Source organism: Bradyrhizobium sp. CIAT3101, assembly GCF_029714945.1.
Lineage (GTDB): Bacteria > Pseudomonadota > Alphaproteobacteria > Rhizobiales > Xanthobacteraceae > Bradyrhizobium.
The window spans coordinates 2,852,672-2,867,399 of sequence record NZ_CP121634.1 but is presented as its reverse complement, the minus strand read 5'-3'; the positions used below and the strand labels follow the sequence as shown (position 1 = coordinate 2,867,399).

Sequence of the window (14,728 nt, the reverse complement as noted above, 5' to 3'; positions counted from 1 at the left end):
ACCCCTCCGCTTCAGCCCTCGCGGTCACTTAACTCAAAACCAAAAGGCCCCCTCTCTTCGAGGGGGCCTTTGCGTTATCAGGCCACGGCGTCCTTGGCGGCCTTGACCGGGCGGGCGCGGACGATCTTCCGGGCCGGCTTGGCCTTGAACATCATCTCTTCACCCGTGAACGGGTTGGTGCCCTTGCGCGCCTTGGTCGCGGGCTTCTTGATGACCACGAACTTGGCGAAGCCCGGCACCAGGAACAGGCCGTTCTTCTTGAGCTCCTTGTGGCCGACGTCCGTCAGCGTCTCCATGACGCTCTTGACGTCGCGCTTGGAAAGCTCGGTGGCGGTCGCGATCTTTTCGATCAGCTGCGATTTGGAAAGTTGGGTCGGCATCGTGTCTCCTCTGATTCGTTGCCGGTTGCATATTAGACCAACCGGCGAAGGCCTATAGCCTTCTGCACAGTTTTGTCGCGGTTTTACGGGCTTTTTTGGCCCCCTGAGGCAAAAAACCCTGCATTTTAGCGGCTTCCTGCGCGGAAGGCGCCTCGGGCAGCGGTTTTTGCCTTGTTTCAAAGGCCCGCAAGCAGCCTTGCTAAAGCTGATTCGATGCTTTCGACAAGCGACGACCGGCATCTTTGTAGGATGCCGGTCGCATTTCACCCTAGAAAATAAGGCTGGATCGCTGTCGTGCGGCGTTTTTCCCTGCTTTTTACGGGTCGCAGCGCACTAGACGCGCTCGATGATGACGGCAGGCGCCATGCCTCCCGCGGCGCACATGGTGACGAGACCGCGCTTGAGGTCGCGCCGTTCGAGCTCGTCGAGCACGGTGCCGATCAGGATCGAGCCGGTCGCGCCGATGGGATGGCCGAGCGCGATCGAGCCGCCATTGACGTTGACCTTGGCGCGGTCGAGCTTGAGATCGCGGATATATTTTTCCGCAACGACCGCAAAGGCCTCGTTGATCTCGAAGAGATCAATGTCGTCGATGGTGAGCCCGGCCTTCGCCAGCACCTTGCGCGTCGCCGGCACCGGCGCGTTCAGCATCAGGGTCGGCGAGTCCCCCATGTTCGCCATCGCCACCACGCGGGCGCGGGCTTTGAGACCATGCGCCTTGGCATAGGACGGTGACGCCAGCAGGATCGCGGCGGCGCCATCGACGACGCCGGACGAGTTGCCGGCATGATGCATGAAGTCGATGTCGAGGTCCGGATATTTCTGCAGGATCAGGCCGCGATAGGTCGTGCCCTTGTCGTCCAGCGCATAGTCGGCGACCTCCGGGAATGCGGGCTTGAGGGCTGCGAGACCTTCCATCGTGGTCTGCGGCCGCGGATATTCCTCGTGGTCGAGTGCGAGGCTGCCGTCCTCGCGATGCACGGGCACCAGGCTCTTCTTGAAGTGGCCGCCGGCAATCGCCTGCGCCGCACGCTTCTGGCTTTCGAGGCCGAGCGCATCGACGTCCTGCCGCGTGATGCCTTCCAGCGTCGCAATCGCATCGGCGCAGACGCCCTGGTGCGACTGTGGATGCCGCGCACGCAAGCGCAGATTGCCGGAGTCCATCATCATGGGACCGCCGCCGCGGCGTCCCTCCATCGACATCATCTCGCATCCGCCGGCGATGACGAGATCTTCCGCGCCCGCCATGATCGAGGATGCCGCCATGTTGACGCTGGTGATGCCGGAGCCGCAGAAGCGATCGAGCGTCACCGCGCTGGCGCGCACGTCATAGCCGGCATCGAGCGCCGACATGCGGCCGAGATCGCCGCCTTGCGTTGCGACCTGCGCGCTGCAGCCCCAGACGATGTCGTCGACATCGGCGGTGTTGATGCCGGTGCGGTTCGCCAGCGCACGCAGCACGGTGGCGCCGAGCTGCTGCGGGTGAATGCCGGAGAGTGCTCCCTTGCCGGCCTTGCCGACACCGCGCGGGGTGCGGCAGGCATCGATGATCAGCGCGTCGGTCATGGGCGTTGTCCTCTTGTTCTTGACTGTTGAGGACGGTTTTGAATCAGGGGGACAACGGAGTCAATCGGCGCGCCGCGCACCCGCTTCCCACCCCTCCGCAAAAAACGCGAAAACAACCCCATGCAAAGTAGGGATTGGGGTGCCGGGTGCGACCTCGCCTATTCGTAGAGCAATTGACACGTCGGGCAAAACGGGAGCAGCAATCTATGATCGCCAGAATATCAGCCGCCACCCGATCGGCTAACGATGGACGTGCGGCCGCCTGGGTTCATCGGTCGGCGACGCCACAGCCGCGACTTCAACGCGCGGCGCCATCGGCGCAGCCGTTCCGGGCTCCGGAAAATTCAGCACGACGGTCTGCTGGTCGCGCACGAACGTCGCCTCGCGGCCCTGCACCGCGCGCAATCTCCAGCCCTGATAGTCGTCGCCTGTTCTCAGCCGCACGGCAGCCTTGGAGGTCTGGTCGACGAAAATGCCGAGGCTTCGGTCGTCGCCGATAACGGTGCCGACCAGCGAAAGCGGTGGAGGATGCGCTTCCTGCGCCGGCTTCGGCGGCGGCGGCTTCGCGACCGCGACCTCGGTCACCGCGACCGGCGGCGGCCGTCGCGACGGCGAAAATACCGGACGCTCGCGCGTGCCGCTGAGGATCTCAAACGGGACCTCCCACAGCGGATTGCCTCTTCGCGCGGGCCCACCCGGCTGCTCGGCGGGCGTGCGCGGCGCCCAAACGGAAGCCGCGATGGAATCCCCGAGCGGTGTTGCGGCGAGATCACCGACGCCACGCGCGGCTTCGTCACTGAAATTATCCGCGGTCAGCGCCGCATGTGGTGCAAGCACGCAGAGCGTGGAGACCAGGAACAGATACCATGTCAGTTTCGCCACGGTTGTCCACTCCGCCATCCAGTGCGCTCGTTGTTGCATGCGACGTGACCCTGATCAAGCAGATCGACCAAGCCAACACCGCATGCAAGCGCCGACGACTCTCGCGCAAGACACACGACGTCGTCGGACGTTGCTCGCGATGCCTTTCGTCTTCGTCGCCGGCACAGCCCTGATCGTCGTCGCCTGCCAGGTGTGAGTTCCATCGCCTGCGATCGTGCCTGTCATCGTCGTGTAAACAACCTGTCAGAGAGCGGGTGCTACACAACTACCCGCGTCGATACGACGCAGCAATTGTCATCTCTCCGTCATTCCTCAGCGAAGCGGGATCCGGGTCTGTCCATGATTGATTCCGAAGCGCGATCACGTGGTTGGCTTGGTCGGATCGCGCGGAATCAATCGACTCGACGATGGCCGATCGGCGTGTTCGCTGTCGTGTCCTGGTTCGCAATGCTGGGGCTCGGAGCGATCGGCTTCGTGGCTTTGCTCGGAACCAGCGGGTTTACTCAGCCCTCACAACCACAACGCGAAGCCTGTCAGCGGCCGACATCCGGCAGCGCCATACAGGAACCGCAGGACCTTCGCAGCCACGACGGGATCCTGCAGGTCGAGCTTTCCATTCACAACAGCAAGCAGCCGGACGGCTCGACCCGTTACTGCTACCTGACGCCCGATGGCGAGATGTCGCCGACATTGCGGGTCCAGCCGGGCGATCTGCTGATCGTGCGCTTCAAGAATGACCTGACCGAGCTTGCGCCGGCACGCCCGGCCGCGGATCAGCCGCAAGCACTGCCGTTCCCCGCGCCATTGTGTGTGTCGAAAAGGATCTCGGATCCGTGCGGCAGCGACGCCATGCGAGCGACATCGGCCAATCTGCACTTTCACGGGCTGACGGCGCCGCCGGTATGTCATCAGGACGATGTGCTGAAGACCTCGATCCAGCCGGAGGATCCGCCCTTCGAATACCGGTTGCGCATTCCCGCCGACGAGCCGCCCGGAGTCTATTGGTATCACCCGCATATTCACGGCTTCAGCAAGGCCCAGGTGCTCGGCGGGGCGTCGGGCGCGCTGATCATCGAGGGCGTCGAGCGGGCTGCTCCGGAACTGGCTGGCCTCCCCGAGCGGGTGCTGGTGATCCGCGACCTCGACCTTTTGAACCCCGACGCACCGCCCGCAAAATCCGAGCCGATCGTCCCGAAAAATCAGCTCGACAGTGACGGTGACACCACCAACAACGGCACCGGCTTCGGCAGGCCGGCGAAAGACCTGTCCGTCAACTTCGTGCCGGTGCCTTATCCCGATTATCCGCCGGCATCGCTCAAGATGAAGCCGGGCGAGCGACAGCTCTGGCGCGTTCTCAACGCCTCGGCGATCACCTATCTGAATCTCGCCGTCGTGTTCCGGCGCGCGCCGCAGCCGCTCGGCATCGTCGCCATCGATGGCGTGCCGGTCCATTTCAACGGCAGCCCGGCACCTTCGGTCGAATGGGTCAATCGCATCGGCGTGCCGCCCGGCTCCCGCGTCGAGTTCATCGTCGAAGGTCCGCCGCTCGGCGTACCGGCGCTCTTGGTGACGCGAACGGTCGATACCGGGCCGGCCGGTGAGAACGATCCGAACCGCGCGCTCCTGTCGATCACGGCCGCGGACGATGCACCCGAACCGCAATCGAGGCTGCCGGCAAATCCGCAACCACTGCCATCAGCCGTTCGCTCCTGGATCGGAGACGTTACGCCGGCGCGCGTCAGGAAACTGTACTTCTCCGAGCAGCCGACCAATCCGGACGACCCCAACAGCCCCGTGACGTTCTACATCACCGTGGATGGCGAAAAGCCAAAGCCGTTCGATGCGGGTTCGGACATTGCGGACATCGTCGTCAGGCAAGGCGACGTCGAGGACTGGATCATCGAGAACCGGTCGACGGAATTGCACGACTTCCACACCCATCAGCTTCACTTCGAGCTGCGCGAATGGTCGGGCATGCAGGTCAACGAGCCGTTCGTGCGCGATACCGTCAACGTCCCCTATTACAACGGCCGCATGCTGCAATATCCGAGCGTGCGGCTGCGCATGGATTTTCGCGACCCGAACATCGTCGGCACCTTCGTCTACCACTGCCACCTCCTCGAGCATGAGGACAACGGCATGATGGGACGCATCCGCGTCGAGGCTGCCAACACCGCCGTTTCCACCGAGTCGTCAGGTCAACTACTACCCAAGGGAGCGCAGAATGAGCCTAAATAGACGCAAGTCACGTTTGCTGAACAGTTGCCGCATCGGACTGAGTGCACTGGCGATGGGGCAATTCTGCCTAAGTCCGGTGCTTGCGGGCGGTGCGCCGTCCCCCGCCGATCACTACACGCGGTCACCGATCAAGCACGTCATCGTCATCATCGGCGAGAACCGCAGTTTCGACCACGTGTTCGCCACTTACGTGCCGAAGGATCGCCGGCACACCATCGACAATTTGCTCTCCAGAGGCATCATCAAGCTCGACGCCAACAAGAATGCGGTCCCCGGCCCCAACTTCGAGCAAGCGCATCAGCTGGCGGCAAAGGACATCGGTTCAAAGGACGCGTTCCTGCTGAGCCCGCCGAAGCAGACTTTCCCCAACGACCAGCTGCCGGCTCCGCTGGTCGGCGGACCCAAGGTGTCCTACATCCCCAACCAGTGCGGCAACACGCCGATCGCGCAATGCCAGGCGAGCCTGACGCTCGCGCAGCAAACGGAAACCGGCCTGGACCCGAACTACTATTCTTCACTGCTGACCGGCGGCACCGGCCAGACCTCGAAGACGCCGGACCAGCGCATCACCGCCGTCAACACCCTGCCGGCCGGCCCGTTTCAGCTGACCAACGGCAACACGTTCCTCTACGAGAGCTACGCAGCAAGCCCGGTGCATCGCTTCTACCAGATGTGGCAGCAATTGAATTGCGGTAAGGGCTCCGCCAGCCGGGACAATCCCTCGGGCTGCACCGGCAATTTGTTCGCCTGGGTCGAAGTGACCGTGGGTGCCGGCGCCAACGGCGCTGCGCAGCCGGAGACCTTCAGCACCCAATATGCGCCGGATGCAGTGACGACGGGAGAAGGTTCGACCGCGCTCGGCTTCTACAACGTGCAAAAGGGTGACGCGCCCTATTTCACGAGCCTGGCGGACAAGTACGCGATGAGCGACAACTTCCACCAATCCGTCAACGGCGGCACCGGCGCCAACCACATCATGTTCGGCCATGCCGACGCGCTCTGGTTCAGCACGCCCGACGGCAAGCCGGCGGCTCCGCCGAACGGCGTGCAGGTCTTCGGCGGCACCCCCGATGCCGGCGTCGTCCATATGATCGAGAACCCCAATCCGGCGTCCGACACCAACAACTGGTACACCGAGGACGGTTACGGCAATAGCTTCAACTCGGGCTATCCGCCTCCGTTCTCCGTCTCGCCCGCCTCGGGCGGCGGATCGTACAGCGACTGCTCCGATCCCACCCAGCCCGGCGTCAAGCCGATCCGGGATTACCTGCAGTCACTGCCGCGCCCGATTGATCCCCACTGCGAGCCCGGCCACTATTACCTGCTGAACAACTACAATCCCGGCTGGTTCGGCAACGGCAAGAACGCCTACGTCGACCATAATCCGTCGAATACGCCGTTCACCATTCCGCCGTCGTCGACCCGCAGCATCGGCGACCTCCTCAACGACAAGAATATTTCCTGGAAGTATTACGGCGACCAGTGGGACAACTACGTCGACGATCCGTACCAGCTCAATTGGGGTGCGACGGGTCCGACCGCGGATGAATACTGCAACATCTGCAATCCGTTCCAGTACGACACGTCCATCATGTCGCATCCGGACCAGGTTGCAGAGCACCTGCACGACTCGACGAAACTGTACGCAGATATTTCCGCTCGTACCCTGCCTGCAGTCTCGATCGTCAAGCCGAGCGGCTTCGTCGATGGCCACCCGGCGTCCTCCAAGCTCGATCTGTTCGAAGGCTTCACCAAGAAGATCGTCGACCAGATCCAGGCCTCGCCCTACGCGCACGACACCGCCATCTTTATCACCTTCGACGAAGGCGGCGGCTATTACGACTCGGGCTACGTGCAGCCGCTCGACTTCTTCGGTGACGGCACCCGCATTCCGCTGATCGTGGTGTCACCGCTCGTCAAGCCAGGCCATATCTCGCACCACTACGCCGATCACGTCTCGATCGTCAAATTCATCGAGCGCAACTGGCAGCTGCCGACGATCACGCATCGCAGCCGCGACAACTTCCCGAACCCGGTCGCCGAGTTCGGCAATCCCTACGTTCCCCTCAACAGCCCGGCGATCAGCGATCTCTTCGACTTCTTCGAGTTCGCGGAGCACGGAGAGCCTGGATTCCCCGGCTTCCCGGGGCATTAATCAGCCGGATCCCAAACCGGATATCGAATGATGACGGCCGCCCTTCACGGGCGGCCGTTGCCTTTTGGAGATCAACGAACCGGTCGACGGCAACGGGGATGCGGGGGAGGGATCACGCTCCCGCAGCCGGCGGGCTGCGTGCATCAATGGGCGTGCGTCGCTCAGGGACGAACGCGGATGATCGTCTTCCCCTTGCGTCGCTCCGTCGGGTTCAAGGCGGCGACGGCATCGTCGAGGGTCGAAACGTTGCCGATGTTCGTCCGCAGTCGTCCGTCTCGCACGCGCTGGACGATCTCACTCAGTTGGGCTCGATCGGACTCGACGACGAAGTCGACCACGAGGCCGTCGACTGGCCGCGCCTCGGCCGGCCCGACGATGGACACCAGCGTTCCTCCGGTTCGGATCAGGTCTGCGGAGCGCTTCCCGATGTTGCCGCCGATGCCATCGAGCACCAGATCGACTCCGCCGACGTCCTCCAGGGTGTCGTTATCGAGGTCGACGAACTCCTTCGCGCCAAAGTCGAGCACCGTCTGACGGTCAGCGGCGCGTCCGGTGCCGATGACGTGGGCGCCGAACTCTCGTGCGAGCTGCGTCACCATCGAACCGACAGCGCCCGCCGCACCGTGCACGAGTACGCTCTGCCCCGCCTGAAGGCGGCCGTGCTGGAACAGTCCTTGCCACGCGGTAAGGCCCGAGATTGGCAGACTCGCGCCCACCGTGAAGTCGACGTCGCCCGGAAGCGGCGCGAGGTTGCGCGCCTCCATAGCGACATACTCCGCCAGGGTACCGTCGCGATACCAGTCGGCGAGGCCGAACACTCGCTGTCCCACCGACAGTCCCGTCGTGCCGTAGCCGAGGGCGGTGACCACTCCGGCCAGCTCGTGCCCAGGGATCGACGGTGTTCGATCACGGTCGAGGCGATCGGTCCAGGTTGAGGGCCACTCCAGCTCGGTCGGGACGAATCCCGACGCATGAACCTGAATGATGACGTCGTTTATCGCGGCTTGCGGCTCGGGCCGCTTCACCAGCTTCATCCCGGCGGTTCCCGCTGCCTGCTCAGTTACGACGATTGCCTTCATCATCATTTTGTCCTCGGTCGTTTGTCTCTTTGGGCTCGGGAGTGTGGACGCTCCGGCTATCGACAAAGTGTCATCCATTGTGGAACTCCTTTTCTCGGCGTCTGCAATCTGCGCTGTGTGCTTTGACCGGGGTTCCCACCAAGCCTGATGGATCGGGATCGCTCCGGTCGCGGGTGTTGGCGGATAGATGCACTGCGGCTGATCGTAGAACAGTCCCAAGATTGTCGATTTTGGCTGTACCATCGTGCGATGGCCGTCCTCCCCATCCAACTCGATCGTGCCAAAAGGACTCCGCTGACCGCCCAGATTTATTCGGCGATCCGAGAGGGCATCGAGAACGGACGGCTCGCCTCGGGAGCGCGGTTGCCTTCTTGGCAGGATCTGGCCGCCCAGCTCGGCGTCTCCCGCGGCACCGTGCGTGTGGCTTACGAGCGTCTCATCGCGGAGCAATTCGCGATTGGTCTCGGACCGGCGGGAACGCGTGTAGCCGCGCGGCAGTCCCGATCCTCGATACCCGATCGACCGCCGGAAAGCCCGCTTCTGCGGGACCTCCTCTACGAGTACGGAAACGCGCCTCTGCCATTTCAGATGGGGGTGCCCGCTCAAGACGCTTTCCCGTTCAAGCTGTGGTCACGCATTCTCACTCGCGAGACCCGGCGGGCCGCGGCGGCGCCGGTGACGTATCCGGATCCGCGCGGCGATCCGGAGCTGCGAAAAGAGGTCGCGGCTTATTTGGGGCTGGCCCGCGGCCTCCAGTGCAATCCCGCTCAGGTGCTCATTACAGGTGGATTCTCCGGTGCGCTCGGTCTGGCGATCCGAGGACTTCAGCTTGGAGGGATGGGAGCCTGGATCGAGGATCCAGGCTTTCCGCTCACGCGCACCGCACTCGGCCTGACCGGCATGGCTGTGACAGCTGTCCCGGTCGATGCGGAAGGACTGGATGTTGCCGCCGGTGCGCAGATCGCCGCTGGAGCGAAATTAGCAGTTGTGACACCAGGCCAGCAGGCGCCGCTCGGCATGACGATGTCGCTGCCGCGGCGGCTTGCATTGCTCGACTGGGCTCGGCGCAACGACGCCTGGATCGTCGAGGACGATTACCTGAGCGAACTGCAGCTGAACGGGCGGGCGGCTCCGGCTCTTGCATCTCTCGATCATGGAGGACGGGTGCTGCACATAGGCAGTTTCAGCAAAACGATCAGCCCGGCGCTCCGCCTGGGTTTCATGGTGGTGCCGCCGGAACTGAGCCGTCGGTTCGCTGAGTTCGCTACTTCCCTGGCGCCGGCGCCGGCTGCAGGCATGCAGCGCGCCGTGGCCGAATTCCTGCGGGACGGTCACTATCTTCGCCATCTGCGGCGCATGAAGCGACTTTACGCCGATCGACGGGAGGCTCTGCTTCGTTGCCTGGAAGAAATGGCGCCAGACTCGATAAAGGTGCAGGAGACTGCCGGTCTTGCGGTGGTGATCTTGCTTCCCAAGTCCGCGTCAGACGTGGACATCGCTTCACGTGCGCTGGAGTTCGGCCTCGCGCCGCGTCCGATGTCAGCATGGTACATGCAACCTCCCCGGCAGCAGGGACTATTGCTCTGCGTGACCAACCTCAATGAACGGCAGCTGCCGGCGGACTGTCGTCGACTGTTGGAATTGGCGCGATAGCACTCATGGAAGCAAGCCAGCGAGGACGAAGAGCTAAGCCCCCGCCGCGTTGTTTGCGATCACGTTGCGGTAAAAGCTCGCGCTGAGCTTTGGCGTGCGCACCTGGGTGTCGAAATTGACGTGATAGAGCCCGAAGCGCTTGTTGAGCCCAAACACCCATTCGAAATTGTCCATCAGGCTCCAGAGGAAGTAGCCGCGCACCGGCACGCCCTCGGTGGTGGCGCGCTGGAGCTGGGCGAGATAATTGCGCAGATACATGATGCGGTCGGTGTCGTAGATCTTGCCGTCCTGCATCACCTGGTCGTCGCCGGACGTGCCATTCTCGCTGATATAGATCGCATCCGTCTTCCAGATATTTGCAGCCAGCTTCGGCACCCAGTAGATCGTCTCGGGGCCGACGCGCAGCCAGTTCGAATTCATGTGCGGAAAGTCTTTCGGGACCGGCAGCGGCATGAAGCCTGCCCCCTGGTCGGAGGCGACGATGTAGTGCTGCGGCGCGTAGATGTTGAGGCCGAGGAAATCGACCGGCGACGAGATGATCTTCAGCTCGGCGTCGGTGTATTTCGGTGCATCGGCCCCGGCGTAGTTGAGGAACGCCTCGGTGTATCGGCCCGTCATGATGACGTTGAGATAACCGGCGTTCAGCTCCCGCAACGCAATCTCGGCGGCACGGACGTTCGCGGGCGTATCGATCGCCGGAATACAAGCATCGATGTTTTCGGCCGGCCCGACGCGCGTGCCGCGGCGACCATGAGCGCGCACCGCCTGCACGGCGAGCCCATGCGCGAGCGCGCTGTTGTGCCGGATCTGGTTCACCTCGGCCTGCGGCAGGGTCAGGCCCGGCGCATCGATGCCGACGCCGTAACCAAAATAGACGAAGCGGCCGCTCTCGTTCAGCGTGAAGACATTCTTGACGCGATCGGTCAGGTGCTCGGCGACATAGGCGGCGTAATCGCCAAAGATCTTGCAGGTCTCGGTCGAGCGCCAGCCGCCAAAACGGTCCTGCAGCGATTGCGGCAGGTCCCAGTGATAGAGCGTCAGCCACGGCTCGATGCCGTTCTTCAGGAGTTCGTCGACCAGGCGATTGTAGAAGTCGAGCCCCTTCGGGTTCGGCTTGCCGTCTCCGTCTGGAAACACCCGCGGCCAGGCCACCGAGAAGCGATAGGCCTTGCAGCCGAGCTCCTTGATGAGCGCGATATCGTCCTTGTAGCGGTGATAGTGCTCGTTGGCGCGGTCGCCGGTGGTGCCGTCCTCGATCTTGCCGGGGAGGCGGACGAACTTGTCCCAGATCGAGGCCCCTCGCCCGTCCTCCTCGACCGCACCCTCGACCTGATAGGACGAGGTCGCCGTGCCCCAGAGGAAATTCTGCGGAAAGCCGCCGGCGCTGCGCGACACCACTGCGGACATGGCGTCGGCGCGTTCCAGCGGAGCGGTCATGCCGGCTGCGGACAACCCCGCGATTTTCGCGAACTGGCGACGCGAGACCTTGTCCGACATTGATGCTGTGCCCCGAAATGATTGATGCGGCGGCACAATGACGGGACGCAGGCGATTTGAAAAGCGCCCGCACGAGGTTCGAGGATGCAGAATTGCCCGGCCCCGGGGCGCGACATGTCGATGCAGGCGGCGGACTCCGCTGCGATCAGCGGGAGCGTTTCGGCAGCTTGGGCAACTTGTCGGGATTGAACGTCGGGACCTGCCCGGCTCGTTCGGGGACCGCCGCCGGCTGTTCCGTCAGGATGAGCGTTCCCTGGAGGACAACGCCTCCTGCCTGCCCGGCCGTCGCCGTGTAGGTCGCGATCTTGTCGGGGCACGTGCCCTCGATGGCCAGCGTCAGTTCATCATAGACGCCGAAGACGGTGACACGTCCTTCGGTATGACGCTTCGTCGACACGGTCGCGGTGAAGCGATCGCCATCGAGCTCCAGGGAACCGTGATACGTCATCAGGCTGTCGCGGCCCCAGATCTGGCCATCCGCGACATGGACGATGCCGGTGCCCTGGTCGAGCGGCGTCTTGTACCACGCTGCGTAGGTACCGTCCTTCAGCATGGGAGCAGTCTCCCTTGGTCTATCCGTGCCAATCATCCGCACGGTCAGCACTAAGGAACGGTTAATCACGCGGCCCGTGTCATTCCGGGCTCCAACGAACGAGACGCGGCGTTGGGCGGGCAGAAGCTTCCCCAACCCGCCTCAGAACGTCACCCGAGCTCCCGCGTAGAACGCGCGCGGCCGCGCCGGGCTCAGCGAACGGGGGTCATTGAAATTGTTGCCGCCATTCGCAAAGTTCGGCAGCGCGGTGGTATCGAAGAAGGTGCCGTAGGTCGAGTAGCGGTTGTCAAAGACGTTGTCGACCTTGCCGTAGATCTGGAAGTTCTTGGTGATCTGGTAGGACGTGTGCAGGTTGAACACGGCGTAGCTCGGCAGCTTGGTCTCGAGATTGGCTTCGTCGCCGACATAATACTGGCTCGAGACCCAGAGTGCGTCGCCGCCGATTTTCCAGGCATCGGTGAGGGCGTATTCGATACCGGCCTTGATGCGATGGCGCGGGATGGCCGGGATCTGGTTGCCGGGCACAATCGATATGATGCCGCCGTTGGCGACGGCTGTCGGACTGTTGGAGGCGACGTCGAGTGCATCGAGGAAGCGGGCGTCGACGAAGGCATAGCTCGCGTGGAACTGAACCTCGTTGGACTTGAGGCTGATCTCGGCCTCCAGGCCCTGCCGGCGCGTCGAGCCGACGTTCTGGAAGAAGCCGAAGCCCTGCAGCCCCGCGATCGGCAGCGCCAGGATGTCATCATAGTTGGTCGCGCGGAATCCGCCGATCTTCCAGCCGAGCTGGCCGATGGTCAGATCCTTGGTGCCGCGGAAACCGGCTTCGACGGTCTTGGACACCACCTGCTTCAGATCGGGATCGGAGACGAGAAACGCCGCGATCAGGCAGGGATTGTTCGGATCGGCGCAGCCGAGTTCGAGCGGCGTCGGCACGCGGTTGGCTTCCGAATAGCCGGCATAGGCGGTCAGCTCCGGCGTGATCTTGTAGGTGCCGCCGATCACCGGATTGAAACGGTTGTAGGTGTGGTCGCCGTTCAGGGCGGTGCCGAGCTGATCCTCCAGCGTGACACGGGCGGCATTGAAGCGGCCGCCGCCGGTGATCGCGAAGGCGTCCGTCACGTTGAACGTGTCGAGCGCGTAGAGACCCTGATACTGGTTGACGGTACGCAGCGACACCGGACCGATCGAGGTCGGGTTGCCCGACTGTCCCAGAAAGATGCCGTTGCCTGTGACGACGTAGTTCTCGCCGATCGTCCCGAGCTCGGAGCTCGCGTCGAAATGGGTCACGCTGGCGTCGTAGCTCGCGCCGAGCACGAGACGGTTCTCGTGCCCGAACAGCCTGTCGCTGTTGGTCGCCTGGCCGGAGATGCCAAACGAAGTCGAACGCGTCGTGGTGCGATCGATCTCGCCGAGCACCGCTCCGGCCGCGAAGGGATTGGCGAGCTGGACGCCGTTCAGGCCGAAGGCGGGTGTGGAGTCGTCGCCGAAGCACAGCGTTGTCGGATCGGCGCCGCAGGGTTGAGCGTCGGTCGGGTTGCCGTCCTGGGTCTTCTGGTTGAAGCCGCGCACATGCGCCGTGCCTTCGAAGGTCCAGGTCGGCGTCGCCTCGACCTTACCGGTTAAATTGACGTAGCCGACCTTGTTGGTGTTGGTCTGCGGCGTGGTGTACGTCGCGCCCCAATAGTTTTGGAGCAATTCAATCGGCACGGTGCTAGGGCCGGCCAGATGATTGTCGGCGACGCCCATGTTGACGTGGAATTCGTTGCCCTCGAAGCGGTAGCCGACGTCGCCGTAGAAACGACGAATGTCCGAGGATGAGAAATTGCGGAAGCCGTTGTCATGCGCGCCTTCCAGCGCGCCATAGACCGCCCAGTTGTTGTCGATCTTCTTGCCCCACTGCGCGGAGCCTTGGATGCGGCCGAACGAGCCGCCCATGACGTCGATCTCGGCGCCCTGATAGGTAAAGCCGTCCTTCATCAGCAGGTTGACGGCGCCGCCGAGCGCGTTGAGGCCGAAAGCGGGATTGTTGGTGACGATCGTCGCCGAGCGGATCGCCGCGGTCGGGATCGCGTCCCAGTTCACGGTGTCGGAGAACGCTTCGTTGATGCGCACGCCGTTCTGATAGACCGCAAGCCCCTGCGGCGTGCCGGCCAGCGGCGAGGCGACATAGCCGCGAAACTCGATGTTCGGCTGAAATGGGTTGCCGGTGACTTCGGTGAGATTGACGCCCGGGACATATTGCTGAAGCGCATCGCCGATGTTCAGCGAGCCCGTGCGCTTGATCTGGGACGGATCGACGGCGCTGACGCTCGCCGGGATCTTGTCGACATCGATGCTGCCGGAGGCACCAGGTGAGGTCGGGTAGACGTAGATCCTGGGTGCCGTGGGCTTGCCGACGCTCGCAGCCGTGCGCGCGACCGGCCGCGACGGCGCTCGCCGTGCAGCTGGCGGCGGCGCCACCACCTCCACCGCGGGCAGGTTCTGAACGTTGGTCTCCTCGTCCTGCGCCGCGCGCGCGCTCGTTCCGAAACAGAGTCCGGACACCAGCCCGGTCGAAACCGAGGCCATCAGCAGAATTCGCGTGTGTCCCAGCTTGCGCATTCCCATTGTCCCACCCGTAACCCTCGGCTGTTTTTCGCCGTTTGGTTACGACGAGTGTATTCGGCGGCGGCTCGGGCACCAGCCACAAAAGGTCGCGCACAATCCGCACCCGTTTTCCCGA

The 14,728-nt window shown here is 63.5% G+C and carries 10 protein-coding genes; 3 read left to right on the top strand and 7 right to left on the bottom strand.

All coding sequences use genetic code 11. From position 1 onward, the window contains the following. Positions 1–77 precede the first annotated feature (77 nt). The 3 genes from QA645_RS13400 to QA645_RS13390 form a co-directional block, all read right to left on the bottom strand. The gene (locus tag QA645_RS13400; protein ID WP_148771079.1) at positions 78–380 is read right to left on the bottom strand and encodes an HU family DNA-binding protein; all 303 of its coding nucleotides are present in this window, start codon (positions 378–380) and stop codon (positions 78–80) included. Between the two features lie 333 nt (positions 381–713). Continuing rightward, complete coding sequence (locus tag QA645_RS13395) at positions 714–1,946, bottom strand: acetyl-CoA C-acetyltransferase (RefSeq protein WP_283050757.1); 1,233 nt, start codon at positions 1,944–1,946, stop codon at positions 714–716. A 240-nt stretch (positions 1,947–2,186) separates the two neighbouring features. Continuing rightward, the gene (locus QA645_RS13390; protein ID WP_283050756.1) at positions 2,187–2,828 is read right to left on the bottom strand and encodes a general secretion pathway protein GspN; all 642 of its coding nucleotides are present in this window, start codon (positions 2,826–2,828) and stop codon (positions 2,187–2,189) included. A gap of 432 nt (positions 2,829–3,260) precedes the next feature. On the opposite strand from QA645_RS13390, the gene QA645_RS13385 reads away from it, so the two are divergent. Together QA645_RS13385 and QA645_RS13380 are read left to right on the top strand one after the other, a co-directional pair. Next, positions 3,261–5,066, top strand: a complete 1,806-nt coding sequence (locus tag QA645_RS13385; RefSeq protein ID WP_283050755.1) for a multicopper oxidase domain-containing protein — start codon at positions 3,261–3,263, stop codon at positions 5,064–5,066. After that, the gene (locus QA645_RS13380; RefSeq protein WP_283050754.1) at positions 5,053–7,221 is read left to right on the top strand and encodes an alkaline phosphatase family protein; all 2,169 of its coding nucleotides are present in this window, start codon (positions 5,053–5,055) and stop codon (positions 7,219–7,221) included. The genes QA645_RS13385 and QA645_RS13380 overlap by 14 nt, the downstream gene beginning before the upstream one ends. 161 nt (positions 7,222–7,382) lie before the next feature. Here QA645_RS13380 and QA645_RS13375 read toward each other — a convergent pair whose 3' ends face one another. Next, positions 7,383–8,300, bottom strand: coding sequence for an NADP-dependent oxidoreductase (locus QA645_RS13375; RefSeq protein WP_283053179.1), 918 nt, complete (start codon positions 8,298–8,300; stop codon positions 7,383–7,385). Between the two features lie 249 nt (positions 8,301–8,549). Here QA645_RS13375 and QA645_RS13370 point away from each other — a divergent pair, with 249 nt between their 5' ends. After that, positions 8,550–9,953: a PLP-dependent aminotransferase family protein gene (locus QA645_RS13370; RefSeq protein ID WP_283050753.1), complete on the top strand. Its 1,404-nt coding sequence runs from the start codon at positions 8,550–8,552 to the stop codon at positions 9,951–9,953. 33 nt (positions 9,954–9,986) lie between these two features. Here QA645_RS13370 and QA645_RS13365 read toward each other — a convergent pair whose 3' ends face one another. From QA645_RS13365 to QA645_RS13355, 3 genes are all read right to left on the bottom strand, one after another. Beyond that, on the bottom strand, positions 9,987–11,450 hold the full coding sequence (locus QA645_RS13365) for a GH1 family beta-glucosidase (RefSeq protein WP_254194763.1): 1,464 nt from the start codon (positions 11,448–11,450) through the stop codon (positions 9,987–9,989). Positions 11,451–11,595: 145 nt separating this feature from the next. Beyond that, positions 11,596–12,003 (bottom strand): hypothetical protein, encoded by a 408-nt coding sequence (locus QA645_RS13360; RefSeq protein ID WP_283050752.1) that lies wholly within the window; start codon positions 12,001–12,003, stop codon positions 11,596–11,598. Between the two features lie 141 nt (positions 12,004–12,144). After that, on the bottom strand, positions 12,145–14,613 hold the full coding sequence (locus QA645_RS13355; RefSeq protein ID WP_283050751.1) for a TonB-dependent receptor: 2,469 nt from the start codon (positions 14,611–14,613) through the stop codon (positions 12,145–12,147). Positions 14,614–14,728 lie beyond the last annotated feature (115 nt).

Bases quoted from the DNA above. Each gene is read 5' to 3' on its own strand.
- QA645_RS13400 (WP_148771079.1), bottom strand. From the start codon at position 380: ATGCCGACCCAACTTTCCAAATCGCAGCTGATCGAAAAGATCGCGACC.
- QA645_RS13395 (WP_283050757.1), bottom strand. From the start codon at position 1,946: ATGACCGACGCGCTGATCATCGATGCCTGCCGCACCCCGCGCGGTGTC.
- QA645_RS13380 (WP_283050754.1), top strand. From the start codon at position 5,053: ATGAGCCTAAATAGACGCAAGTCACGTTTGCTGAACAGTTGCCGCATC.
- QA645_RS13375 (WP_283053179.1), bottom strand. From the start codon at position 8,300: ATGAAGGCAATCGTCGTAACTGAGCAGGCAGCGGGAACCGCCGGGATG.
- QA645_RS13370 (WP_283050753.1), top strand. From the start codon at position 8,550: ATGGCCGTCCTCCCCATCCAACTCGATCGTGCCAAAAGGACTCCGCTG.
- QA645_RS13365 (WP_254194763.1), bottom strand. From the start codon at position 11,450: ATGTCGGACAAGGTCTCGCGTCGCCAGTTCGCGAAAATCGCGGGGTTG.
- QA645_RS13360 (WP_283050752.1), bottom strand. From the start codon at position 12,003: ATGCTGAAGGACGGTACCTACGCAGCGTGGTACAAGACGCCGCTCGAC.
- QA645_RS13355 (WP_283050751.1), bottom strand. From the start codon at position 14,613: ATGGGAATGCGCAAGCTGGGACACACGCGAATTCTGCTGATGGCCTCG.